This is a genomic window from Vibrio sp. Y58_MX_L22 (assembly GCF_024181865.1).
Classification (GTDB): Bacteria; Pseudomonadota; Gammaproteobacteria; order Enterobacterales; family Vibrionaceae; genus Vibrio; species Vibrio alginolyticus.
In genome coordinates, this window is record NZ_JAMZAN010000001.1 from 1,018,758 (window position 1) to 1,045,590 (window position 26,833).

Annotated in this window: 19 protein-coding genes and 1 pseudogene; 8 read left to right on the top strand and 12 right to left on the bottom strand. The window is 44.1% G+C overall.

The window, feature by feature from the left end; all coding sequences use genetic code 11:
• Positions 1-147 precede the first annotated feature (147 nt).
• Both NL626_RS04505 and NL626_RS04510 read left to right on the top strand, forming a co-directional pair.
• The gene (locus NL626_RS04505) at positions 148-2,334 is read left to right on the top strand and encodes a TonB-dependent receptor (protein WP_253657021.1); all 2,187 of its coding nucleotides are present in this window, start codon (positions 148-150) and stop codon (positions 2,332-2,334) included.
• Positions 2,335-2,452: 118 nt separating this feature from the next.
• On the top strand, positions 2,453-2,893 hold the full coding sequence (locus NL626_RS04510) for a DNA-directed RNA polymerase subunit beta (protein WP_213866988.1): 441 nt from the start codon (positions 2,453-2,455) through the stop codon (positions 2,891-2,893).
• A gap of 90 nt (positions 2,894-2,983) precedes the next feature.
• On the opposite strand, the gene NL626_RS04515 is transcribed toward NL626_RS04510, so the two are convergent.
• Both NL626_RS04515 and purL read right to left on the bottom strand, forming a co-directional pair.
• Positions 2,984-3,292: a DUF3622 domain-containing protein gene (locus tag NL626_RS04515; RefSeq protein ID WP_025998700.1), complete on the bottom strand. Its 309-nt coding sequence runs from the start codon at positions 3,290-3,292 to the stop codon at positions 2,984-2,986.
• 279 nt (positions 3,293-3,571) lie between these two features.
• Positions 3,572-7,465 carry a phosphoribosylformylglycinamidine synthase gene (purL, locus tag NL626_RS04520; protein ID WP_253657022.1) on the bottom strand — a complete coding sequence of 1,298 codons (3,894 nt, stop codon included), beginning with the start codon at positions 7,463-7,465 and terminating at the stop codon, positions 3,572-3,574.
• 299 nt (positions 7,466-7,764) lie between these two features.
• Here purL and mltF point away from each other — a divergent pair, with 299 nt between their 5' ends.
• Positions 7,765-9,342 carry a membrane-bound lytic murein transglycosylase MltF gene (gene mltF / locus NL626_RS04525; RefSeq protein ID WP_170894036.1) on the top strand — a complete coding sequence of 526 codons (1,578 nt, stop codon included), beginning with the start codon at positions 7,765-7,767 and terminating at the stop codon, positions 9,340-9,342.
• 587 nt (positions 9,343-9,929) lie between these two features.
• Here mltF and tadA read toward each other — a convergent pair.
• The 6 genes from tadA to NL626_RS04555 form a co-directional block, all read right to left on the bottom strand.
• Positions 9,930-10,478, bottom strand: coding sequence for a tRNA adenosine(34) deaminase TadA (tadA, locus tag NL626_RS04530; RefSeq protein WP_170894037.1), 549 nt, complete (start codon positions 10,476-10,478; stop codon positions 9,930-9,932).
• 212 nt (positions 10,479-10,690) lie between these two features.
• Entirely contained in the window at positions 10,691-12,250 is a 1,560-nt protein-coding gene (locus NL626_RS04535) for an AbgT family transporter (protein ID WP_017635695.1), read from the bottom strand.
• 393 nt (positions 12,251-12,643) lie between these two features.
• Positions 12,644-13,057, bottom strand: coding sequence for a prepilin-type N-terminal cleavage/methylation domain-containing protein (locus NL626_RS04540; RefSeq protein ID WP_017635696.1), 414 nt, complete (start codon positions 13,055-13,057; stop codon positions 12,644-12,646).
• Positions 13,047-14,357: a hypothetical protein gene (locus NL626_RS04545; protein WP_006741845.1), complete on the bottom strand. Its 1,311-nt coding sequence runs from the start codon at positions 14,355-14,357 to the stop codon at positions 13,047-13,049. The genes NL626_RS04540 and NL626_RS04545 overlap by 11 nt, the downstream gene beginning before the upstream one ends.
• A complete protein-coding gene (locus tag NL626_RS04550; RefSeq protein WP_017635697.1) occupies positions 14,354-14,944 on the bottom strand; it encodes a PilW family protein in 591 nt (196 codons plus the stop codon). Before NL626_RS04550 ends, NL626_RS04545 begins: the two co-directional genes overlap by 4 nt.
• On the bottom strand, positions 14,925-15,431 hold the full coding sequence (locus NL626_RS04555) for a GspH/FimT family pseudopilin (protein WP_017635698.1): 507 nt from the start codon (positions 15,429-15,431) through the stop codon (positions 14,925-14,927). The genes NL626_RS04550 and NL626_RS04555 overlap by 20 nt, the downstream gene beginning before the upstream one ends.
• A 103-nt stretch (positions 15,432-15,534) precedes the next feature.
• Here NL626_RS04555 and NL626_RS04560 point away from each other — a divergent pair, with 103 nt between their 5' ends.
• The gene (locus NL626_RS04560) at positions 15,535-15,966 is read left to right on the top strand and encodes a type IV pilin protein (RefSeq protein WP_213901735.1); all 432 of its coding nucleotides are present in this window, start codon (positions 15,535-15,537) and stop codon (positions 15,964-15,966) included.
• 69 nt (positions 15,967-16,035) lie between these two features.
• Here the strand turns inward: NL626_RS04560 and dnaJ are convergent, their stop codons facing one another.
• From dnaJ to grpE, 4 genes are all read right to left on the bottom strand, one after another.
• Positions 16,036-17,184 carry a molecular chaperone DnaJ gene (gene dnaJ / locus NL626_RS04565; protein ID WP_005381620.1) on the bottom strand — a complete coding sequence of 383 codons (1,149 nt, stop codon included), beginning with the start codon at positions 17,182-17,184 and terminating at the stop codon, positions 16,036-16,038.
• Positions 17,185-17,389: 205 nt separating this feature from the next.
• Positions 17,390-19,303 (bottom strand): molecular chaperone DnaK, encoded by a 1,914-nt coding sequence (gene dnaK, locus NL626_RS04570; protein ID WP_005381623.1) that lies wholly within the window; start codon positions 19,301-19,303, stop codon positions 17,390-17,392.
• A gap of 347 nt (positions 19,304-19,650) precedes the next feature.
• Positions 19,651-20,925 (bottom strand): dicarboxylate/amino acid:cation symporter, encoded by a 1,275-nt coding sequence (locus NL626_RS04575; RefSeq protein WP_005381625.1) that lies wholly within the window; start codon positions 20,923-20,925, stop codon positions 19,651-19,653.
• 417 nt (positions 20,926-21,342) lie between these two features.
• Positions 21,343-21,939 carry a nucleotide exchange factor GrpE gene (gene grpE / locus NL626_RS04580; protein ID WP_021034134.1) on the bottom strand — a complete coding sequence of 199 codons (597 nt, stop codon included), beginning with the start codon at positions 21,937-21,939 and terminating at the stop codon, positions 21,343-21,345.
• Between the two features lie 146 nt (positions 21,940-22,085).
• Between grpE and nadK the strand changes: the two genes are divergently transcribed.
• The 4 genes and pseudogenes from nadK to NL626_RS04600 all read left to right on the top strand — a co-directional run bounded on the left by nadK (position 22,086) and on the right by NL626_RS04600 (position 26,762).
• On the top strand, positions 22,086-22,970 hold the full coding sequence (gene nadK / locus NL626_RS04585; RefSeq protein ID WP_005381631.1) for an NAD(+) kinase: 885 nt from the start codon (positions 22,086-22,088) through the stop codon (positions 22,968-22,970).
• Between the two features lie 265 nt (positions 22,971-23,235).
• The gene (locus NL626_RS04590) at positions 23,236-24,426 is read left to right on the top strand and encodes a DUF3103 domain-containing protein (RefSeq protein ID WP_005383752.1); all 1,191 of its coding nucleotides are present in this window, start codon (positions 23,236-23,238) and stop codon (positions 24,424-24,426) included.
• 166 nt (positions 24,427-24,592) lie between these two features.
• Entirely contained in the window at positions 24,593-26,257 is a 1,665-nt protein-coding gene (gene recN / locus NL626_RS04595) for a DNA repair protein RecN (protein ID WP_005383750.1), read from the top strand.
• Between the two features lie 21 nt (positions 26,258-26,278).
• Positions 26,279-26,762 (top strand): annotated as a pseudogene (locus tag NL626_RS04600) (GNAT family N-acetyltransferase).
• The last annotated feature ends 71 nt before the right edge of the window (positions 26,763-26,833 follow it).

The following is a 26,833-nucleotide window of genomic DNA, read 5'->3' on the forward strand; positions in this document are numbered from 1 at the left end:
ACGATACTTATCGTAGTTTCCACGAATGGATAAAAAACTTTACAATCCGTCGCAAAAACACATTTGATAATTAATCTCATTATCATTTATTAATCGTAATAATGTTCTTATAATCCCAGCTTCATAAAAACACTATAAATCATCAATATGAAACGATTAAAAAGTCATCCATTCAAAGTAAATCTCATTTCACTGGCTTTGCTCTTCCCTCTTTATTCATATGCCGAGACAGCGCCAAATGAAGAGCTTGAAGTCATAGGCGTTCGTTATGCCAAACCTATTACCATTGCTGAGCCTGCGCAAACCACCATTAATTGGTCAGAGATTGAAGAGCAACAGTACTCTAATTTTGCCTCAATGATCGATGCCGTTCCCGGTGCATCAATAGATGGTGGCGGTCGTTCTGGTGGCGAACGTATTAACATTCGTGGTTTTGATGATCCAAGCGATATCGCCGTCTTTGTCGATGGCGCTCCAATTGGCTTTCAACAATACCGCTACGGTACCTTCTTTTTTGATCCGTTCTTAATTGGCGAAGCAGAAATTATCAAGGGCGCGCACGACTATCGAGCACTCAACGGGAAGTTTGGTGGCTCCATTCGCATTAAAACCAAAAGTGTCGATGATCTCCTGTACGGCGAAAGAAACTTTGGTGCCCGCATCTCAAGTGCATACAACACCAACGGCGATGAGAACGCCTACACGCTAACACTCTATGGTAAAAACGATACTGGTTTTTATTTTCTAGCGAATGGCTCGGTAAAAGATTCTGATGACATTAAAGTCGGAGGTGGTGAAACGCTGGATTACTCAGGTTATGAGCAAGAAAACATGCTCGTAAAGGTCGGTTATGAAAATAACGATCACGAGTTTGAAATTAGCCACACTCGCTACAAAGATGAAGGTCGTAAACCTTGGGCTAACCGCCGCGGAAAAATGCCTAACATCACCGAATACAATATCAAGAAATACGGCTCATTAGAAAAAGCCCAATACGCTTACACCGTCGATAACAAATACACGGACAACACCACGACCATCTCTTACCACTACATGCCGACTAACCCGTATATTGATTTCAATATCAAAATGGCACGTTCCGAAAACGATCGTCATTGGGCTCGCCCTGACGTAGCATTCGAGAAAATGTTCGTTTCTGTTGGCAGTTACGGTCATGAGTCATGGCTGAGTTACGAGCGTGATTACGTTGATGTGTTTAACCAAGCGCAATTCGGAGACCACACTCTAGTCACTGGGCTTCAATATCAAAAAACCGATAGAGACTCGTTAGTATTCAACGCATCATACGACAGTAATGAAGCGAAAAACTACGGTTGGTACACCCCTTACTACGAACCATCTGGCACGCAGTCAATTTATGCCGCTTACATTGCTGATCACTATCAAGCAACAGACCGCCTAACAATCACACCTTCTCTGCGTTACGAATACATCAAGAGTGAAGGAAAAGGGAACGCAGCGCCGGATTATAATGATCCAGCTGCCGGACATAACTACGGTGAAACGACGCATAAAGGCTTTAGCCCACGTTTGGATATCGACTTTGATGCGAGCAATAATACGCGTTTAAACGCCTCCTACGCCTACGCTTTAAAAGCACCAACCGTTGATAACATCTACTCAGTGCAATATGCGCGCGCTACCGCTACGGCTACTGCTTTGAATCTGGACGTGTCTCGTATCCATGCTTATCAAGCAAGCGTTATCAACTTAACGGAAGGGCTGGTGAACTCTCGCGATAACCTCGCAACAGAGTTAACTATGTTCTATAACGATGTTAGCGACACAGTTGATATACGAACGGGCGAAAACCTCGACAAAAATACTACTGAGTTACAAAGCTGGAATACAAACCTAGATGGCTTTAAAAACTATGGCTTTGAGCTAATTTCACAATACCGGATTGAAGATTTCTACAGTAATTTCTCAGCAAGTTACATTCGCGGCAAAAACAAAGGTAGCCTATCTGACTCTACAGGTTCAGATGATGATCATCCTGATGTACCGCCATTAAACATTAATCTGGGTTTAGGTTACGAATGGATTCCTGGTTTACGTACGGGCTGGGAAGTCCGTTGGTATGATGCGCAAACCAAAACCAAGGCAAGCGGTAACAATTTAAAAGTGAAATCGCCAAGTGAGCAATACACGCTACAAAACGCTTACGTGGTTTGGGAAATACAACAAGTCGAAGGCTTGAGCATTGGCGCGGTTGTGAAAAACTTAACCGATCGTTACTACGAAGCATACCTATCTAATGGCGTGCCTTCGCCTGGTCGCGAAGTCAAACTGCACCTCACTTATCAATACTAACCATACCTAAAAGATGCAGGGCAGACATTAACTGCCCTGTTATATCGTATCCAATGGCCATAATTGCACGCTGTTTTATTTATCAGTATTATCATTTCCTTTTGCTTGCATACACATTATGAACAATCTAAAAACACGGCTTCTTCTGATTTGCTTCTTCCCTGTAGGTAGCCTAGCGCAAGCTTCTGAGAACATTGCAGACTACTTACAAGAACAAAGCAAGCACCAAGTTTCAGAAGATTTTTACGCACAGCCAGCAGCAAATAACCTGAATCTAGATGCAAAAACTAACTCTTTAACTTGGCACGAAGATGGTAAGCCGGATCACTGTCGTTACGCCAAGCAGCCCAAAGACGTCGCAACACATTTCGACTACGGTGAAGCAAACGATCTATCTGACGGCTTACAACACTTTGATTTACCAGAGAGACATTCTGCAAAGGTCAAATCGACACATCGCACTTATGCTAATAACCCTCACCTTCTTCCTGGCAATAAACAATTTGCCGCCCCTGAAGACGGCACGTTTAGCCTGTCCGTATCGTCGGATTGTTTTTAGCCGATATAAATAAAAAATGCCCTGAGACAAAACTCAGGGCATTTTCACTATTTGTTTGATGGGTAACGTCACCATCTCACCGATTTAAACTTATTCTTCGTCAGTGTCTACTTCGGTTTCACGTGCTTTGCGGGCTTCTTCTTTACGAACTTTTGCCGCTAGTTGTTCTGCTTCACGCTCTTGACGTTGCGCTGCTTTACGCTCGTTACGAACCACTTGGTTTTGGATAAACCCAGCCAGTTCTTGTTCAGCCCAAGCTTGTGCTTTCTCTTCGCTGTCAAAGCCTGTTTCACGCTTTGATACTACAGTCTTACGAGATGTCACTTGGCGAGTGATTTCTGCGCTCCAGCCGTTACGTTTTTCAGTGACGCGGATAGCAAATTTTGGATTCTTAGACATTTCTTTCATTTCCTAAGGGATTTAGGGATCAATCAGGGATTCGGTCAACTTGATAACTCCATCTAAGCTGAGCTGTTTAACACCATCCCTTGGTAAGCGCGGTATTAGAGCATAAAAGTAATCTAAACGCTGCAAGTTTTTTACGCTAGATAATAGATGACAAAGAAGAGACAGAACAAAGCAACGTTTCGCCAAGTCACTAGAAAGAGCGACGAAGAAAAAAGAAAGCGCTGGTCTCTCAACCAACGCTTTACTTAAGCTAGATTAACCTTTGGTTAATTAACCGATATTCTTACGGGCATTTTGGAACATACGCATCCAAGCGCCATTTTCACCCCAACCTTCCGGAGCCCAAGAATTTGCAACTGTGCGGAATACGCGCTCTGGGTGAGGCATCATGATAGTTACGCGACCGTCTGCTGTTGTTAAACCGGTAATCGCGTTTGGCGAACCATTCGGGTTGTTCGGGTATTGTTGTGTTGGGTTACCGAGGTTATCCACGTAACGAACCGCAACCGTACCTGATGCTTCAATCGCTGCTAGGTGCTCTGCATCACGTACTTCTACACGCCCTTCTCCGTGGGAAACCGCGATTGGCATACGCGAACCAGCCATGCCGTCGAAGAATACAGAATCAGATTTCTGAACTTCAACTAGACTAAAGCGCGCTTCAAAACGCTCAGATTCGTTGCGCACAAAACGTGGCCACAAGTCTGCACCTGGGATCAGCTCTTTCAGGTTTGATAGCATCTGACAACCGTTACATACACCTAAAGAGAACGTCTCTTCACGGTTGAAGAAGGCTTGGAACTGTTCACGAGCTTGTGCGTTAAACAGGATAGACTTAGCCCAACCTTCACCCGCACCTAGTACGTCGCCGTAAGAGAAGCCACCACAAGCTACTAGGCCATGGTATTCATCCAGTACCGCTTGGCCCGTTAGGATATCGCTCATATGGATGTCGGTTGCTTCAAAGCCTGCTCTGTCAAACGCTGCTGCCATTTCGACGTGGGAGTTAACGCCCTGCTCACGTAGGATTGCCATCTTAGGTTTAGCACCTTTCGCAATGTACGGTGCTGCAACGTCTTCATTTACGTCGAAGCTGAGCTTAACGTTTAGACCCGGGTCAGAGTTGTCTTTCTTAGCTTCATGCTCTTGGTCTGCACACGATGGGTTATCACGTAGACTTTGCATCTTATGCGTTGTTTCAGCCCAGATAACGCGTAGTTCGGTACGTGAACGTTCAAGCACAACTGCATCACCAGAAGTGATAACAAAGTCGTCTGAAGCTTCAACAGAACCAATCACATGTGAGCATGCCTCTAAGCCGTTTGCCGCCAGAGTAGATAGAACTGAATCTAGATCATCATTCTTAACTTGAACAACCGCACCTAGCTCTTCGTTAAATAGAACGGCTAGCGCATCGTCACCCAGCTTTGCGATGTTCGCTTTTACGCCACAGTGACCCGCGAACGCCATCTCAGCCAGTGTAACAAAAAGACCGCCGTCGCCTTTATCGTGGTAAGCCACTAGCTTGTCATCACGTACTAACGCTTGCATTGCATCAAAGAAGCCTTTTAGCTGCTCTGCATTATCTACGTCAGCAGGTTTGTCACCCAGCTGTTTGTATACTTGTGCCAATGCTGTCGCACCTAAGCGGTTTTTTCCGTTACCCAAGTCAACAAGAACTAGAGAGGTATCTCCTTTGTCAGTGCGTAGTTGTGGAGTCACGGTCTTACGTACGTCTTCCACACGACCAAATGCCGTGATAACTAGCGACAGTGGAGAAGTGACTTCTTTGCTCTCGCCGTTTTCTTCCCACTTGGTTTTCATCGACATGGAGTCTTTACCAACTGGGATAGTCAAACCTAAAGCAGGACACAATTCTTCACCAACCGCTTTCACTGCTTCGTAAAGACCCGCATCTTCACCTGGGTGACCCGCTGGAGACATCCAGTTCGCAGACAGTTTAATGTGTTTAATATCACCGATGTCTGTTGCCGCAATGTTCGTTAGTGACTCACCAACGGCTAGGCGAGCCGATGCTCCAAAGTCTAGTAATGCCACTGGCGTGCGCTCACCCATCGACATTGCTTCGCCATAGTAAGTGTCGTAGCTTGCCGCTGTTACTGCGCAGTTTGCTACTGGTACCTGCCAAGGACCAACCATTTGATCACGAGCAACCAGACCCGTAACTGTTCGGTCACCGATAGTAATTAGGAATGTTTTTTCTGCAACAGCAGGAAGACGAAGTACGCGATCCACCGCTTCATTAAGCTCAATACCATCACGAACAATGGCAGGGCTTTCCACTTTTAGTGTGGTTGCGTCACGGTGCATCTTCGGTGGCTTACCAAGCAGGATATCCATTGGCATATCGATTGGCGTATTGTCGAAGTGAGAATCTTCTAGCGTTAGATGACGCTCTTCTGTCGCCACACCCACCACTGCATACGGTGCGCGTTCACGCTTACAGATGGCGTCGAATGCTTCCATGTTTTCTGGCGCTACCGCTAGAACGTAACGTTCCTGTGATTCGTTACACCAGATTTCCAGTGGGCTCATGCCCGGCTCATCGTTTGGTACATCGCGTAATTGGAACTTACCGCCACGCTCACCGTCGTCGACAAGTTCAGGCAATGCGTTAGAGATACCGCCTGCACCCACATCGTGGATAAATGCGATTGGGTTGTCGTCGCCTAACTGCCAACAACGGTCGATCACTTCCTGACAGCGACGTTCCATCTCTGGGTTTTCACGCTGTACTGAAGCGAAGTCCAGATCTTCTGCTGACTGACCAGATGCCATGGAAGATGCCGCGCCACCACCAAGACCGATGTTCATTGCCGGACCACCAAGTACGATTAGGCTCGCACCCACAGGGATCTCTTTCTTCTGTACGTGTTCATCGCGGATGTTACCCATACCACCAGCAATCATGATTGGTTTGTGGTAACCACGAATTTCTTCACCCGCATGAGAAGTGACTTTTTCTTCGTAAGTACGGAAGTAACCCAATAGATTTGGACGACCAAATTCGTTGTTGAATGCCGCGCCGCCTAGAGGGCCTTCAAGCATGATGTCTAACGCATTTACAATACGACCCGGCTTGCCGAAGTCGGTTTCCCATGGCTGTTCAAAACCAGGAATACGTAAGTTAGAGGTTGTAAAGCCAACCAGACCCGCTTTTGGCTTACCGCCGATACCCGTCGCGCCTTCGTCACGGATTTCACCGCCTGAGCCAGTCGATGCGCCCGGCCATGGAGAGATTGCCGTTGGGTGGTTGTGCGTTTCTACCTTCATCAAGATGTGCGTATCTTCATGGTGGTACGTGTATTGACGAGATTTAGGGTCAGGGAAGAAACGCCCCGCTTTAGAACCAGTCATAACGGCTGCGTTGTCTTTGTATGCAGACAGTACATAGTCAGGTGTCGTTTCAAAAGTGTTTTTGATCATTTTGAACAAAGACTTAGGTTGATCTACCCCGTCGATAGTCCAATCTGCGTTAAAAATTTTGTGGCGACAATGCTCTGAGTTCGCCTGAGCAAACATCATCAATTCAATGTCGTTTGGGTTACGCCCAAGCTTAGTAAAATTCTCGACCAAGTAATCAATTTCATCTTCTGCGAGTGCCAAGCCAAGGGAAACGTTTGCCTCTTCAAGCGCAAGACGACCGCCAGCTAAGATATCAACATGTGCGACAGGCTTAGGCTCTGCAACAGTAAATAATGCTGATGCGGCTTCAAATTCTGTGAATACTGTTTCCATCATGCGGTCGTGAATTAACGCTTTAACAGCGTCAGCTTGAGCTTCTGATAGAACAACTGAAGACTCGACATAATAAACCGTACCACGCTCTAGACGTTTCACTTTATCCAGACCACAGTTAACAGCGATATCGGTAGATTTAGAAGACCAAGGCGAGATAGTGCCAGGACGAGGCGTGACAAGAAGTAGAAGACCTTCAGGCTCATGCTCTTCGATGGTTGGGCCGTAAGTTAGTAACTTTTCAAGTTTTTCTAACTCTTGGTCATCAAGGTCTGACTTTAGATCGGCAAAGTGCATAAACTCGGCATAAATGCCAGTTACAGGCAGATCTTGTTCACGACAAAGTTCCAGTAGTTTATTAACACGAAACTCAGAAAGAGCTGGGGAGCCACGCAAAATTCTCATGTGCTTAGGTCTCTTATGCAATTGATTAAGGTGATATTGGAATAAATTCAGACACTTAAAATAAGCCCTGTCGAACCTATGCCGATTCCACCTCGTCATTGCGAGCGCATTATATAGTAATTGTTTTTGTGATGTAACACCAAAAGCAACCGTTTGCGTCATTTTTTTTGTCAAATTTGAATTACAACTAAAATGTCGATAAAACACACAATGTCACGTTATAAGTGTGTGATTCACTTTGCCCCATGAGCTCGCTTTGATATAAAGGCAAATAGAAATTTTCCAAGATGTACCTATTAATGCAAATAAGTCACTTCAACCGGCTCAAGCGCAGTGCTCTAATTTTAGTTTCTGTTCTTTTGCTCTCAGCTTGCCAGATTGAGTCAGAGCCCAAAAGTGAATTTGAAAAAATTCAAGAACGTGGTGTGCTTCGTGTTGGCACGCTAAACAATCAGCTTTCCTACTACATAGGTCCCGATGGTCCCGCAGGGTTGGATTACGAATTGGCGCGTCAGTTTGCGGAACAGCTCGGCGTCAAACTCGAGATTAAACCAGCCTTTCGCCAGGCTGAGCTTTTTCCTGCTCTTAAGAAAGGAGATATCGATATCATCGCTACGGGTTTAAATCAAACGTCACAAGCAGTCAAACGATTTAGACCAGGCCCTGCCTATTATTATGTAAGCCAACAAGTGGTATATAAAAAAGGGCAACTTCGACCACGTGATATCGAACAACTCATTGAATACCAAGCCTCGAAAGACGACGAGTCCGACGAAGATACAAATGCAGGCGCTCAAACATTAAAGATCGTTGAACAATCGCAATATGTTCCGACCCTAACAGCGTTAAAGAAGCAGTATCCAGAACTTCAGTTTGAAATTGTTGGTGATGCTGACACGAGAGACTTACTCAAATACGTATCGACGGGTGAGTTACGTTTTACTGTGACTGATTCGGTGGAACTTTCCCTTGCTCAACGCCTTTACCCCGATCTTGCGCTCGCGTTTGAACTTACAGAAGATCAACCAGTATCTTGGTTTACTCGACGTTCTGAAGACGAAAGTTTGTATGCGATGCTGATAGAGTTTTTCGGTAACATCAAACAATCAGGAGAACTGTCCACCCTCGAAGAAAAGTACATTGGTCATATTGAAGCATTTGACTACGTTGATACTCGCGCATTCATTCGAGCTCTGGATGACAAATTGCCTAAATGGGCACCTTTATTCCAAAAATACAGCGAAGAGTTCGACTGGCGCTTAATTGCAGCATTGGCTTATCAAGAGTCACACTGGAAACCAACAGCAAAATCGCCAACAGGTGTTAGGGGGATGATGATGCTGACTCTGCCAACAGCGAAAAGCGTCGGGGTAACAAACCGTTTAGACCCTGAGCAATCTGTTCGTGGTGGTGTCGAGTACTTACGTCGTATTGTAAGTCGCGTGCCTGATAGCATTAACGAGCATGAAAAAATATGGTTTGCGTTAGCTTCATACAATATTGGTTACGGCCACATGATGGACGCACGACGACTCACCAAAGCACAAGGTGGCGATCCGAACGCTTGGGCCGATGTAAAAGACAGGCTGCCTTTACTTCGTCAGAAGCGCTATTACAGCCAAACTCGCTATGGGTACGCCAGAGGCGATGAAGCGCGTAATTACGTAGAAAATATTCGACGTTACTACCAATCCATCATTGGTCATGTCAGCCAACAGCCAGCGATTGATGAGAATAGCGATGACTTACAAGTGATTCCGCCGCTCACCCCCGACATTTTGATATCGGGCGCAGTAGAGACCGTCGTAGAACAAGTCTCTGGCGCTTCTGACGTCACGGTTGAAGAAGACACCGAACAAGAAAGCATTGAAGAATAAACCCGCGGTAAACTAAAAAATGACGAGCCCATGAGCTCGTCATTTTTATTGAGTCCTAACGAAAACTTATCTAGAATCCAAGACTCTGAGTGACACCAACCACACTCAACCATTCCTTTGGTTGGTCGCCTTTTCTTCATCGTTAGTAAAACTGATTGCTTTGTAACAGATTGTTTTGCAACCACATGGTTTAGCTCACTTGATGAAGCGGCGCCTTCGGCTACACTCTGCCGAAATAACGTCACTCCTATTATTAAGCATCGTATTGAAATTGTTTGCTGGCTCTGTGCAATGCAGAAGTCAAATGAAGAACGTTTAAACCATACAATGTTTAGTGCGATTATCGAGCCTATTGCCAAGCATCGATAAGCCGCGCTTTACTGGTATAAGTCTTGTCTGCAGGAGGTTTTGAATATGAGAAGACGTAGAGTGCAGTCAATGCGTTTAAATAACACAGTAGCTGCTATCCGACGTAAACGTAAACTGACATGTATGAAAAAGAAAGTAAGTTCACGTAATCGTGTTTTTGTACATTTAGTCAATCACTAGTGCGTCCAAGCAAACATCTACCACGTTGTAGGTATTTGCTAGCCCTCACTACTCCCACTACCTTGCTCGCTCTCTCCATTTTCTAATGCTTTTTGTGCTTGCTTCTTCGCTTTAATTTCCTTTCGGCGGCGCTTAAAAAACGCTTGTAGCTGAGTACGGCACTCATCTTCTAGCAGCCCCTTTTCAACTAAGGCGTAATGGTAAGCGGCTTGACTTTCAAACAAATTAAGCACTGTTCCTGCTGCTCCAGCTTTTAAATCTGGCGCTCCAAAAACAACCCGCTTAACGCGGCTATGCAATAAGGCTCCGGCACACATTGGGCATGGCTCAAGTGTTACATATAACGTCGTATCCAGAAGGCGGTAATTTTCTAGCTTTTGGCCTGCTTTACGCAGCGTTTGGATCTCAGCATGTGCGGTAGCGTCATTAGTACCAATAGAGCGATTCCACCCCTCAGCGATAATTTCACCATCTTTGACAAGCACTGCGCCAACAGGTACTTCCCCCTCAGCTTCTGCTTGCTCAGCAAGCTCCATCGCTCTGCGCATAAACAATTCATCTTGAGGGGAAAACGGATGGTTAGACAAAGGAGGCTCCAAAGAAACAAAAAACGATTGAAGTCAGGAATTTTATCACCAACTTCGGTTTCACTACAGCAACACATCACGGGACAAAGTCTGCAACTCCAAAAAACTAGTTACAAGACCTATCGATGTTCGTTTTACGAGAACAAAAAAACGCAGATCGAAGACCTGCGCTTTTGGGCTGCCAATTAGCGGCTTTCACACCCTACACGTTTTTACATTGTGTAAGTATAAGGAGCTTGAATGCCTAGCGGGATACCTACCATCCAATAAGCAACTAGGAAGATAGACCAACCGATCAGCATTGCGATCGAGAATGGCATCATTAGTGACGCAAGCGTACCGATACCAGCCGACTTCACATAACGCTGACAGTAAACCACAACAAGAGGGAAAAATACCATTAGAGGCGAAATGATGTTCGATACAGAGTCACCCACACGGTAAGCCGCCTGAGACAGCTCAGGCGAGATACCAACCGCCATTAGCATTGGCACTAGGATTGGACCAATTAAAGCCCATTTTGCCGATGCCGAACCAATAAGTAGGTTTACAGACGCGGTTAGAAGGATCATACCGATGATGGTCACTTCACCTGGTAGGTTCATCGCTTTTAAGCCTTCTGCGCCATACAACGCTAGCATCGTACCGATGTTTGACTGAGCAAATGCAGATAGGAACTGAGCACAGAAGAACGACATAACAATGTATGCGCCCATGGTTGACATAGTATCAGCCATCGCTTTGATAATGTCGTTGCTGGTCTTGAACGTTCCAGACACTTTACCGTAAACGTAACCAGGAATGATAAACAGAATAAAGATCAACGGCACGATAGACTTCATTATCGGTGCTGAGAAGGCAGTAATTTCACCTTCAGGCGAGCGAAGTGCTGATGTTTCTGGAATTAACGCTGCAACAAGTAAAGCAATACCCGCCATCATTGCCCAACCTGCATAACGGAATGCTTTTGATTCCAGTTCAGTAAATGAACCTAGGTTTGGCGCGGTTTCCGCATCATCATCAATTGGCATTTTTGATAAACGAGGCTCGATGATTTTCTCTGTCACGTACCAACCAATCCCCACAATAATGATAGAGGATAGGCCAGTGAAGAAGATGTTCGCTAATGGGTTAACCACATATTCAGGATCAAGAACCTGCGCCGCAGTTTGCGTAAAGCCAGCCAATAGCGGATCGATACCTGAAGGGATAAAGTTTGCAGAGAAGCCACCAGATACACCTGCAAATGCTGCCGCAATACCTGCTAAAGGGTGACGACCTGCCGCATGGAAGATAATACCGCCAAGAGGAATAACCAGAACATAGCCTGCATCTGCCGCAGTATGCGATACAATGGCAACCAAAATAAGCATTGGAGTAAGAAGCTTAGCTGGCGTGAAGTTCAGCATCTTCTTAAGACCCGTCGTAATAAAGCCCGAAGAATCTGCAACACCCACACCTAGCATTGCGACAAGTACGATACCCAGTGGCGCAAAGCCAGTAAACGTCGTCACCATGTTAGCAAGGAAACTTGCTAGCGCTTCGCCCGTAAGTAAGTTGGTGATAGTAAGAGCTTCGCCCGTTCGAGGGTTTGGAAGATCGAATGATACATTCGACAAAAGTGCTGACGCCGCCCAAGTAATGATCAATGCCCAGAAGAACAAAATCGCAGGATCAGGAATTTTGTTACCTGTCCTCTCGATAAAGTTTAAAAAGCGCTCCATCCCGCTCGGCTTCGATGATGGTGCCTTATTTACAGCTTGGTTACTCATGGTAACTCCATAGTGAATGATGTTGGTGCCAAGGCCTATTTGAATAATTATAACGACCTACTATCCAACGAGTATTCTAGTAAACACTAATGGAGAAAGCACAAGGTTCTATATTTTTTTTCATAATTGGAGACATATTTTGCAAAAAACAAAACCAAAGATACAAGTCTGAAACATTATGGAAAAATCAACATATACATTTAGTAAACGAGCTGGCAAAAACAGAGGTTGCATAGAGCGATGAATAGATAGTTTTAAGAAAAGAAACTATACGTGATGAGAAGCAAGAAATAATTCTCTTCAATATAAAAAGGGCAACGCGGACAGTGAACACCTTATCCAGAACTCCAATCGGTTTTGATTGAATCGGCATAAAACAGGAACCTAGACTATTTAATCAAATTCGCTATGTTTAGAGATCATGGTTTTCAGCTCTACCGATTGTATTTTACCGTGGCGATCTTGCCATAGAGCTTCCATATGTATCGTTTTAAGTGCGCCCGACAGAGTTGCCGTTGGCACAGACCAAGATAAAGTATACAAGGGGTGCGTAGTATCTTCCCCAGAGACAATATTTGTATCAAAATTAGCGGCGGGCATCGAGGGGACTGCAGAAATAGCCCCACGCGTACGAAACCACTCTAATTTCTGCTCAGCAAGATTTAGCGCTTCAATGCTATGCATCGCGTAATCTGCCCGCAGCTCAATGTAAGCTTGCAACTTAACCAATCCAAGAGCACCGACACCAATTAAAATAAAAGAAATCATTATTTCAATTAAACTAAAACCATGTTGTTTACTTGGCATTCCAACTTCCCTCTTGCCAACGAACATCATTTCTCCTTGTTGTAGGTCTTTTGCTGGAATCAAATAGTAACTCCATTGAGCCCGCAATTGAGGTTTTTAACCCATCAGTATCAAAACCATAACCACCCGTTGCGTGAAATGCCCCTGCATCAACATAAACAGTTTGTGTAAGATCAGTATATTGTTTACCAATGGTAAAATTAGTCGGTGAGCCATCAGCATTCGAGAACAAACTTTCCCAATAGCTTTTTAACTCATCAGGAGCAAACTGTGGTTTAGTTTTATCGACTAAATGAAAAAGCGAACCCTGAAATGTTGTTGAACCAGTATTGATAAAAATACCATCTTGAATAACTAACGTATATTTCTCATGGTTGCCTTGAAGTGCTAAATTCCCGTGAATGGCGCAGTCACCAGTAATCCAAACCTTATCTACTTCCTTAAAAGCATTTTCGATAGCTGATTTACACTGTGTCGCATTTGACAAATTGATTTTCCCAGCTTTCGGAAATGAAGCTTTGACTTTATCAATATTTTCCGGTGTTTTTTTGTAATCAAAAAAGGTTTGGAATGGATCGACTTCAGAGTCATAAACAAAATCGCCTTTTAGCTGCGGATCAGAAGTTTCAGGTTTATTAGTTTTCGTAATTGCATTCCCAGCTTTTACTGTAACATTGGTTGTCGTTGCAGCGGTACACCCTCCAGCAGGAGAACCATCATATAAGCTATTCGCTCTTATTGATGCAGTGTTATATTTTGATCCTGTGCTTCCGCCTTCCATGGTATAACTATACCGATAAGTCAGTGATATGCATTCATACAGATTGTCAGAATTAAGATCACCTTTCGCATCTGGATGAACCTTTAAATCACCATAAGTAGTTAACTTGGATGTGGTTTGTATCGCTCCTTTTCCACGATTACTTAGTGTACTGAAAGTTTTATTGAGCTGGGCCCAACCATTGTGAGATATAGAATTAATACGATAGACTCCTGCCCCTATATCAGTAACGTTCAGCTGGCTAAGGTTTAATTCCCTCTTACATAAGGTATTTAAATTATTGTGATTAATTGGGATGAGCTCGTTCACTATGGATACATCATCTGTGACATAAGCAAATAGACACTCAAGCCCCCCTTCCGCTTCCCAGTGCTGTTGCCGAGAACTAACTTCATTCTGCGCACGCTTAATTTGATAAAATAGATTCTTATATGAGCCTAACGTCACAACCAAAGCGACAGAGAGCAGTATGGAAGTAATAAGTAACGTGGCCACTCCTTGTTGATGCTTACGTATCATTGCCAATTCCTTTGCTGAACTTGTAATAAAATGGCGTGAGAAATTGCCGGATCATTTTTTAATTCAGCGGCCATTGAAATAGAAATAAACGCACTCTCTATTGACGAACCTGATAGTAATGTTCGACTAACACCAAATTGAGTTACTTTAATTTGCTTAGGATCAAAAAGATCAAAACATCCACTAGCAGCAGACACGACACTTAAAGGTGATGGTGAATCATCCTGGCAATATTCCAACATATTATCCTTTAACCGATATATCGTATTACTCACAGAGCTTGCTGTGTTTCGATAAACATAACCGATTTTTTCGGATTGTTGATATAGAACGCTAGGAGAACCGGAAAGCATCATTGATTTTGTCGTAATACCATCAAACCCTGCTCGTTGAATATCCTCTTTCACTTGTTGAATTACACTACTCATCTGCTGAAGTAGCATTATTTCCTTGCTTCGCTGCACAGCTGTTTTTTGGTTAGAAAGAAACACTGCGCCAACAATGCCCAAAGCGACAAGTCCTAACAACGCAGCAATCATAAACTCAACAAGTGTACTACCCTGCTGTTTAGCATTGTTCAAAGCCATATTTTGCCTTATTCATAGCGCACACTTTTACTCGCCCTGCTCCGTTATGAACAGTTACTTTTATCGGACTGGTATCCGCTTGAGATTTCTTCAGGTGAATACTTCCCGCATTTTTGGGATTCCCCATAACACGATCAAACTTGACGCTAGTTATATTACTCGACACCACCAGACCCCGATATAGATGACCTTGCAGCTCAGCAACAGTATTCATTGAAGTAATGTCAGTGACATTCGATACACTCGAGAGTGTGAGCTTCCAGCTTCCGGTGGATGAAGGCAAGCCTTGAATATGAACCCAAAAATCTTGATTTCTCATCACCGATTCCGATTTCGCTTGGATCAAAAAACCCTGTAATTCGTTGGCTAAATTCACTATTTTCATGTGTTGGCTAACTTTTGAAAAACTTGGGGCGACAAAAAGTAGTAGTACTGACAAGACAGCAACAGTAATAAGAAGCTCCAACAACGTAAACCCGCGAGGCATTTCCCAAATTCCTATGTAAACGGCAAAAGGGCCGTAATTCATCTTGCACAGATGCTATCACCTGCCAAAAATAGGCGGAAAAGTGAAAAGGAAACTACTCGTGATGATTCGAATTTCTCGCTGTAACAGCTACAAAAAAAGATTGGGAGGGATGACATTGATCGAATTACTGGTAGCTGTAGTGATTGTCGGGATCATTGCTGCAGTCGCCTACCCTTCTTACACCAATCATGTAATCAAGTCTCATAGGGCGGTTGCCTTGAGCGATCTTAGTCGAATTCAGCTAGAGCTAGAGACATCTTATGATGGTGGGTACGACTGGAGTCATATTATCTCTGGAGGCACATGCACTCTATGCGATTCAGACACAGATAGATTTTCTTTCGATATTGCTAGCTCTGCAAGTACGGCCTATACCATTACAGCAACAGCAAAATCACCTCTTGGACAAGACGACGACGAGTGCTTGACTGGTTCTAAAACGATTACTTTAACGTCAACAAATGTCGAAGAACCAAGTGATTGCTGGAACTAGCAAGAACACCGAGATGCAAAAAGGCCTGCATTTTAGCAGGCCTTTGTATTTGTTTTTTTCACTAACGTCTTAGCTGGTTAAATCATCAAAGAACTTTTTCACACCGTTGAAAAAGCCTTCTGATTTAGGCTTGTGCTTTGTCGCCGCTTCACCACCACAAGACTCTTCAAACTCTTTGAGCAGTTCTTTTTGGCGTGAGCTTAGATTTACTGGTGTTTCGACAACCAACTTCACAATAAGATCACCAACACCGCCACCGCGAACGCCTTTCACACCTTTACCACGCATGCGGAACATACGACCTGTTTGCGTTTCTGAAGGTACTTTTAGGCTTACGCGACCATCTAGAGTTGGTACTTCAACTTCACCACCTAGAGCTGCCATCGCAAAGCTTACTGGCACTTCACAGTATAGGTTGTTGCCATCACGCTCGAAGATATGGTGCTCTTTCACGTGCACTTGTACATACAAGTCGCCAGCAGGCGCCCCCATTTCTCCCGCTTCACCTTCGCCAGATAGACGAATACGGTCGCCAGTATCAACACCTGCAGGGATCTTAACGTTAAGTGTTTTTGTTTTCTGCTTACGACCTTGACCATGACACTCATTACAAGGGTCTTTAATGATTTTACCTTTACCGTGACAGGTAGGACAGGTTTGTTGCACTGCGAAGAAGCCTTGGCGCATCTGTACTTGACCATGACCATGACAGGTGCCACATGTTTCAGCAGATGAACCTTTCTTCGCGCCACTACCATCACAAGTATCACAGTGTACTAGTGTCGGTACTTCGATCTCCTTCGTTACACCACGAACCGCTTCTTCTAGCGTCAATTCCATGTTGTAACGTAGGTCAGCACCTCGCTGGGCACGGTGGCCACCACCGCCACGACGACCACCACCAAAGATGTCACCGAATACATCGCCAAAGATGTCGCCGAAATCAGCACCGCCGCCGCCAAAGCCGCCGCCACCGAAACCACCGCCGCCTTGTTCAAAAGCAGCATGACCGTATTGGTCGTACGCCGCTTTCTTTTGAGGGTCGGTCAGAACTTCGTACGCTTCTTTTACTTCTTTAAACTTGTCCGCCGCAGAATCATCACCCTGGTTTCGGTCTGGGTGGAATTTCATCGCTAGACGCTTATACGCCTTTTTGATATCGCGCTCTGAGGCATCACGGCTTACGCCTAATACTTCGTAAAAATCACGTTTTGACATGTTCTTCGTCACCAGTTAATTACTACAAACGGCATCGATTCACCGCTTGGTGTTTGTATCGTTCTAGGTAAGTGCACTTGTCTGCAACATACTTAACTAGAAAGACAGCGTTTACAAACAGACGGGCGTAAGAGTTGCCCCAAACGCCCGCACACGAAGTCTTATCGACCCCAGATGGCTTATGCAGCCATCTGGTTAAGAAATATTATTTCTTGTCGTCTTTAACTTCTTCGAACTCAGCATCTACAACGTCGTCTTCTTTAGACTGTGCACCTGCGTCAGCACCTTGTGCTTGCTGCGCTTGAGCTTGTTGTTGAGCGATTTCCATCAGCTTTTGAGAAGCAGTCATTAGTGCTTGAACTTTAGCATCGATAGCTTCTTTGTCTTCGCCTTTACGTGCTGTTTCTAGCTCAGAAATTGCTGCTTCAATCTTCTCTTTCTCTTCTGCAGGTAGCGCTTCACCAGCTTCTTCTACTTGCTTACGAGTACCGTGAATCATTTGGTCAGCTTGGTTACGTGCAGTTGCTAGCTCTTCGAACTTCTTGTCCGCTTCTTTGTTAGCTTCTGCTTCTTGAACCATTTTCTCGATGTCTTCATCGCTTAGACCGCCAGAAGCTTGGATAGTGATCTTCTGCTCTTTACCAGTCTGCTTGTCTTTCGCAGATACGTGTAGGATACCATCCGCATCAAGGTCAAAAGTAACCTCGATTTGTGGCATACCACGTGGTGCAGGCTGGATGCCTTCTAGGTTAAATTGGCCTAGAGACTTGTTGTACATCGCTTGCTTACGCTCACCTTGTAGAACGTGGATAGTTACCGCGCTCTGGTTGTCTTCCGCTGTAGAGAAAACTTGGTTCGCTTTAGTTGGGATAGTTGTGTTCTTCTCAACTAACTTAGTCATCACGCCACCCATTGTCTCGATACCTAGAGACAGTGGAGTTACGTCTAGTAGTAGTACGTCTTTAACGTCACCAGCAAGTACACCACCTTGAACTGCAGCACCCATTGCTACTGCTTCGTCAGGGTTTACGTCACGGCGCGCTTCTTTACCAAAGAACTCAGCAACTTTCGCTTGAACCATTGGCATACGAGTCTGACCACCAACTAGGATTACGTCAGTGATGTCGTTTACTGATAGGTCAGCGTCAGCTAGAGCTACTTTTAATGGCTCAAGAGAGCGTTGTACTAGGTCTTCAACTAGAGATTCTAGTTTTGCACGAGTCACTTTAATGTTCATGTGCTTAGGACCAGTTGCATCTGCAGTAACGTAAGGTAGGTTTACGTCTGTTTGAGAAGTAGAAGAAAGCTCGATTTTCGCTTTCTCTGCTGCTTCTTTAACACGCTGCATTGCTAGTGGGTCGTTCTTAAGGTTGATGCCTTGCTCTTTGTTGAACTCATCAACCAAGTAGTTGATTAGACGGTTATCAAAGTCTTCACCACCTAGGTGAGTATCACCGTTAGTTGCTAGAACTTCGAATGTTTTCTCGCCTTCAACTTCATCAATTTCGATGATTGAAATATCGAATGTACCACCACCAAGGTCGTATACCGCGATAGTGCGATCGCCGCCTTTCTTATCTAGACCGTAAGCTAGTGCAGCTGCCGTTGGTTCGTTGATGATACGTTTAACTTCTAGACCTGCGATACGGCCAGCATCTTTTGTCGCTTGACGCTGAGCATCGTTAAAGTAAGCAGGTACTGTGATAACTGCGCCAGTTACTTCCTCACCAAGGAAGTCTTCAGCAGTTTTCTTCATTTTCTTAAGAACTTCAGCAGAAACCTGAGGAGCTGCCATTTTTTGGCCTTTCGCTTCTACCCAAGCATCACCGTTGTCAGCCTTAACGATTTTGTAAGGCATGATTTCGATGTCACGCTGAACTTCTTCGTCTTCAAAACGACGACCGATTAGACGCTTAATTGCAAATAGCGTGTTTTCTGGGTTAGTTACTGCTTGACGTTTCGCTGGTTGACCTACTAGCGTCTCACCGTCAGTGTAAGCAATAACCGATGCAGTAGTACGTTCGCCCTCTGCGTTTTCAATTACACGTGGTTTGTCGCCGTCTAATACAGCAACACATGAGTTAGTAGTACCTAAGTCAATACCAATGATTTTACCCATCTGGCTATCTCCGAATAAATTCTATTTTCGTTTGGTTATAACCCCAATGTGGGGGGAGGAGAATCGGGTTTCAACCCTTGCTCACAAACAAAAATAATCAATGTTTGCTTCTCTATGCCACATAGATAAGGGCGGCAAAATGCTTTTCAAGGGCAGAATTAAAAAAAAGCGTCTTTTTTCGAAATTTATGTGTTTCTTTCTGATTAGTTGGGAACTCGTCACACTGCTGTAGCGCAACAAAACGTCATTTCCCAGATAAATTTATTCATGCCCGACTCTTCCTAAATAAAAAACGAGCTCATAAGAGCTCGCTTCAATATTAGGGTTAAAATAAATTATTCAAGGTATTAGGCGTTCGCTTGAGCAGGCTCAGCATCAACACCTTCTTCTTTACCTATCTCACCTTCTGTTTTTGCAACAATGGTGTTCACTGCCGTGTCGCCGACAACGTTAGATGATGTACAGAACATATCATTAATACGGTCGACCGCTGCAATGATTGCCAAACCTTCAGGTGGTAAACCTAGCTGGTGAAGCAAAACGCCTACCATTACCACGCCGCCCCCAGGAACGCCGCCAGCACCAATAGATAACAGAAGAATAGTTAAGCCAAGTGTAAAGATGTCTGCGGTGTTAATTGGCTGGCCAAAAGCGTTCGCAACAAACATCGTTGCTAGAGCAATATAGATAGACACACCAGACATATTCATCGTTGCGCCCAGTGGTACACCGAAGCCAGCAACCGATTTAGAGACCTGAAGCTTTTCTGTCAGTGTGCGCATCGTTACCGGGATAGTCGCGTTTGAGCTCGCGGTAGATAGAGAGAAAAGAATCTGCTCACGAGTTGCACGTAGAAAAGTCTTTGGAGAGGTTCCTGTCGCAATACTCACTGCCATTGGGTAGAAGAAGAAGATCCAGAACACCAACATCGCAACCACCAAAGCCACGTAACCGGCAACGGACATTAATGTATTGGCGTTTAGCGTTGCACCTAGTTGAATCATTAGTGCGAATACACCATATGGTGCAAGACTCATCACTAATCCAACCAATTTCATCATGATTTCATTTGCCATTTTGAATGTGCGAATAGCTGGGCCACCACGAGAATCCAAAGCTTGAATTGCAAGCCCCGTCAAAATTGCCATAAAGATGATTTGCAGCATGTCACCGCTAGCAAACGCTTGTACAGGGTTGCTAGGAACAATGTTAACAACTAAAGAGAAAATGTCCGGCGTCTCTGTCGTTGTCAGCTGTACAGCCTCAGATACCGTTCCTGCTAGATTAGCGCCCGCTCCTGGCTGGAAGATCAAGCCGACAGTCAAAGCCGCCGTAATCGCAATGATGGTGTTAAGAATGTAAAGGGTAAAAGTTTTTCCACCAAGACGACCAAATGCACTGATGTCTTTCAAGTCAACAATGCCGCATACGATTGAAACGTAAACTAAAGGAACAACAAGCAATTTGATCAGTGAGACGAACATGCCGCCAACACCTTCTGCTGCTCCAAGTAGGTATGTATCAAAAATCGCAATACCGCTAAATAAGTACTGAATTGCTGTCCCCAGCACAAGGCCGGCAAACAAGCCTATAAAAATCTTACTAGAAAGCGATTTATCCATTATAAATCTCCGATATGTTGTGTTTACTATTTACATTTTTGTAGTTATATATGCTTACTTTTAAAGCATTAGTCGCAAATCATACACACCGAAGTTACAAAATAAAGTGATAATTTACATTTTTGTTAACGACATTGTTTTAGAAAAAATGACTATATTTACATTCCTATGCAGAACAAACATTCACACAACGAATGATTACAATCACTTATAGCCCTTTCCGTTAATAAACACGCAGCGAGATGAGAGAAAATCTCCTATAGGAAAATAATTAACCAATAGGAAAAAATATGAAGGGGATCAAATTTTCATTTATCGATATACAACGAAGTTCGATGCAGTCATTTATGTTTAAAACAAAAAAGCGCCCATCAAAAATGATGGACGCTTTTATATTTAAAAAACAGGTAGTTAAAGTTACTTAGCAACCATTACCATTGCCGGACGAATCACACGGCCGTTTAGTTCGTAACCTTTTTGCATAACAAACATAACAGTGTTTGATTCATGATCAGGGCTCTCCTGAATCGACATCGCTTGATGGAACTCTGGATTGAATGCTTCACCTTCAGGGTTGATTGCTTTCAAGCCAAATTTCGCGACAACGTCTACAAACGTTTTATGTGTTAGTTCAACGCCTTCTAGGAACGGCTTCACAGTTTCATTCTCTGTATCTGCCGCTTGAATTGCACGCTCTAGGTTATCAATAACAGGAAGCAGCTCTTCTGCAAACTTGTTCAACGCAAACTTACGTGCTTTATCGATCTCTTGCTCAGTGCGACGACGCATGTTTTCTACTTCAGCTTTAGAACGCAACACCGCATCTTGTTGCTCTTTTACTTTTGCCTCGCTAGACAATAGTGCCGCTTCTAGTTGAGCAATCTTAGCGTCTGTCTCATCACCAAGCTCTTCAAGCTCAGCTTCAACTTCTTGTGCTTCAGCTTCTACTTTTTCAGCCTCTTCGATGATTTGATCAAGCTCTTCTTCTGTAACTTTGTTTTCTTCGTTGCTCATGATATCTCCAGAATTCAACATAATGCCCTTAAAGCCATGCGCGTTTTTGCGGGCTTTAACCACATAAAAATTCGCATATTTAGGTGACTTGCCATTATTATGGGGATGAAGATTCCTGATTCAAGCCTCTTTAATGCGGAAATGCTATGAAAAATCCATGTAACGTGATCGCGATTATCGGAAAACCAAGAGATCAACAAGCAATTCAAACTCATAAAGAGTTGTACCAATGGTTGACCTCTGAGGGCTATAAAGTATTCATTGACGATCGCCTTGCCGCAATACTGGATGATATCCCACAGAGTCAGTTTGCTAGCTTAGTTGAACTAGGAAAAAATGCCGATCTAGCCATTGTGGTTGGTGGCGATGGCAACATGCTAGGTGCAGCAAGAATTTTATCCCGATTTGATGTACCAGTTATAGGCGTGAACCGCGGAAATTTGGGCTTCTTAACTGACTTGAACCCAGACGACTTCCAAGCGTCTCTGCAAGCGGTACTCGACGGTGAGTACATTGAAGAGGAGCGTTTTCTTTTAGAGGCGGAAGTACACCGCCACGGACAAATAAAGAGCCATAACGCTGCGCTAAACGAAGCCGTACTTCACCCAGGGCAAATTGCTCATATGATTGAATTTGAAGTGTATATTGATGAAAGCTTCGCCTTCTCTTTACGGGCCGACGGTTTGATTGTCTCTACTCCGACTGGCTCGACGGCATATTCACTTTCTGGCGGCGGCCCAATTCTTTCTCCTAGCTTGAATGCCATTTCACTCGTGCCAATGTTCCCTCATACATTGTCGAGTCGACCTTTGGTGGTTGATGGAAAACGTCGAATTAAATTGGTGGTATCACCAGAAAACCGTGGAACACAAGAAGTTAGCTGTGATGGACAAGTCTCGCTTCCAGTTACCCCTGGCGACGAAATTCACATCTATCAAAGTCCAAATGTACTAAAGCTCATCCATCCAAAAGACTACAGCTACTATCACGTCTTACGGAATAAGCTTGGCTGGTCTAGTAAATTGTTCTAACACTTGTTACTCAGGGTAATAACTTCAATAAAAAAGCCAGCAGCTCAATTGCTACTGGCTTTTGGCTTTCTTAGACAAGAAATAGACACAAAGTAGTGAGGCGACACGATATTTGTCATCATTAAAGAGAAGCTTATAAATTTTGATCCTGTGGGCAAACTTTACACAAAAGATAGAAAAGCAAATTCAATGATCTATGTCCGGTGATATTCTCACCATGAATAGAGTATTAACTCTATTTCATACAATCAATAAAGGACATATTATGAAGAAAACCATCATTCTGTCTGTTCTCAGTACATTAGCACTTATTGGCTGCCAATCAGAGGAAACGCAAGTCAACAGTGTATCCAACGCAAAAGCGGAAGATATCACTAAGACGAAGCGTGCCCTAGCTCAACAATTGAGTGAGAACTATGCTGCCATTGAACCCATGTTGAGAAGAGATATTACTCCGCAACAGACTAACGTGTCTGTATCAGCATTTGTTAAGCAAAACCCTAACTCAGAGTTCAGCCGCCAGCTTGTACAAGCTGACACTCAAATTCGTAGCTGGAAAGGTATTTCTGAATACTCAGATCAGTTGTTAGAAGTTCGCTTGGCAAATGAAGCCATGATAACAGCATGGCAAAGTGGCGAGGTCGAGCCATTATTTGCATTTGAACCAAGTGGTGATGATGAGAATTGGCAATACATCGAAGCATTTGATGTTTATGGCAACATCCATCAACTCGATGTTTACCAGCTCCCTGAGGTACCTGTACTTGTCGTTGATAACAATAGCTCTGCAGAGTTAAAAGCAGGCTTGCAAGCTATGCAAGCTGAGATGAAAAAACTCGGTCAACCAGCTTTAGTTCAACCATATATTGCTGATGAACAACGCCAAAATACACCGCTATTGTCAAGTAGCGCAGTGGGCGAAGCGGCTCCAATTCAAACCACTCAGTTGAAAAAGATCCGTCTAGCCGATGACAAAGAACCTTGGATCTCTGGCAAGGCAGAAATCTACGCTATCGTAACGGGCGTCAATCCAAGTCGTGATGAACCTACTCTCGATTTGGTGGAGCTTCCATACTTAGACTACGATAACCAAGATTACTATCCAAATCAGATCATTATTCACTGGTCTCGTTACCGCTGGGGTGCGGCAGACATTGTGCTCATGGAGCAAGATGACGGCACAGACTATAAACAATTGGCAAAACTCCTTGTTCAAGTTGCCGAAGAAGTATTGAAAGCGATTCCAGATCCAGAAGTTCAGGCTTACGCGATTATTCCGCAAATCACGAACAAGATCATCGACACTATCCCCGATGGTGTACTCACGAATGATGATGACTTCGTCGACGTTTACTACACTCTAATGCAAGACACTTCATACGTGGATCACCCAGGTGCAGGTGTGAATGCAGTCGTCACACTAGAACCACTAACGATTAACCCAACTCGTCCGTAACCTGTTCAATTTTAATGAGTCGTTGTAATCACATCGGCTCATTTTTCCCACTTCATCACAAAAAAACAGCCTACAAAGAAAATTTTCCTCACCTGACTTTACTGTATAAAGAAACAGTATATACTGTTCTCTTATACAGTATTGTTCAGTTATACAGGTAAATAAAATGCTGGCTCATCTAAGTGTTAATAATTTTGCGATTGTTAAGTCTTTACAACTCGAGCTTTCTAAGGGCATGACCACCATTACAGGTGAAACAGGCGCGGGTAAATCCATTGCTATCGATGCTTTAGGGCTCTGCTTAGGCGGACGAGCCGATGCCGGCATGGTGCGACAAGGTGAAGAGAAAACCGAAGTTAGCGCCGCTTTTTTATTGGACAACAACTTACATGCAACACGTTGGTTAGAAGATAACGATCTGCTAGATGGCAGTGAGTGTATTTTGCGTCGTATTATCACAAAAGAAGGCCGCTCAAGAGCCTTCATTAATGGCAGCCCTGTTCCACTATCACAACTCAAATCTCTAGGGCAGCTACTTATCAATATCCATGGGCAGCACGCTCATCATCAATTGATGAAAAGTGAGCACCAAATGGCCATGCTCGACCAATATGCTGGGCATTTAAACCTACTAAAAAGCACACGAAGTGCTTACCAGCATTGGCGTCAGGCGGATAATAACCTCAAGCAGCTAAAAGAAAATAGCCAGCAAAACCAGGCGCAAAAACAGTTGCTTGAATACCAAATCAAAGAACTGAATGAGTTATCGCTAGGTGAAGAAGAATTTGCAGAGCTCGAGCAAGAGCATAAACGACTATCCAACAGTGGTGAACTCGCCACTACCTGTCAGCAAGCCATCGAACTTATTTACGAAGGTGAAGAAGTCAATGCGCTTGGTATTTTGCAATCGGCCAATCACTCCCTAATTCAATTAGCCGAATTAGATGAAAAGCTATCTGAGCTACCTAACATGCTGTCAGAAGCGATGATTCAACTTGAAGAAACGAAGAATGAATTACGCAGCTACTTAGATGGCATCGATGTTGATCCAGCTCGTATGGCTTATGTAGAAGAACGTTTTTCTAAAGTGATGTCTGTAGCTCGTAAACACCACGTAATGCCAGAAGAACTCTACCAGCATCATCAAGATCTTCTGGCCCAAGTAGAAGCGTTAGATTGCTCCGATGAACGTTTAGATGAACTTGCTCAAGAAGTAGAACACAAGTACCAAAGCTTTCTAACACAAGCAGAAAAACTGCACAAATCACGCAGCCGTTACGCAAAAGAACTGAACAAACTGATCACACAAAGCATGCACGAATTGAGCATGGAGAAAGCAGTATTCAGTATCGAAGTTAGCAATGACAACACGCACCCATCGCCGCTTGGCATGGACAGCGTGTGCTTCTTAGTATCGACCAACCCGGGACAACCATTGCAACCTATAGCAAAAGTTGCGTCAGGCGGTGAGCTATCACGTATCTCTCTAGCGATCCAAGTAATCACCGCTCAGAAAGTAGATACACCAAGTTTAATCTTCGATGAAGTGGACGTAGGTATTAGTGGCCCAACAGCTGCCGTAGTGGGCAAAATGCTACGCAAGCTTGGCGAATCTACTCAGGTATTGTGTGTCACTCACCTCCCTCAAGTTGCCGGATGCGGCCATCAACAAATGTTTGTAGCTAAGCAAACCAAAGCAGGCCAAACCGAAACCCAAATGCACGCATTAGATGAACAACAACGTGTGGCAGAATTAGCTCGCTTACTTGGGGGTAGTCAAATAACCGACTCAACGTTGGCAAACGCAAAAGAACTGCTTATCGCCGCTTAATAAATCGACAAGGGATGAGAAATGGATATCAGAGCAATACACAAAACCAACTGCTTAGATCTCATCCCTATTTTTATTGAGTTAGAACATTACTACTTCAAAGAAAAAGCTTCATCAAAACACGATCTGGTCCATTATCTAAAGAACCAAGTTTTCTCTGAACATTCTGGCGTTCATATCATTGCGGTTTACGATAATGATGACGTCGTAGGCTTTGCATCTTATACCGTCATGTTCCCTGCCCCCAAAGCTCTCAGGGCAGATGTACTTAAAAGATCTGTTCGTATCTTCGAAGGTTCGAGGAAAAGGGGTTGGTCTCAAGTTAATGAAGTGTCTGGCATCTTTGGCGATCAAGTGTGGATGCCAAAGGTTGGACTGGACAGCTGAAAGTAGTAACCCTACCGCAGGTCAGTTTTACCGCTCAATTGGTGCAACACTAATTCATGAAAAAGAGTATTATCGTTTTTCAGGTGATGCATTACGCGAATTCGCCAAAACCGACTAACGAGTCACTAGGCTTGGCTCACCGCTGAAAGCGTCCATCACCCTATCTCCGATTGAAATGTGCTCTTCGTC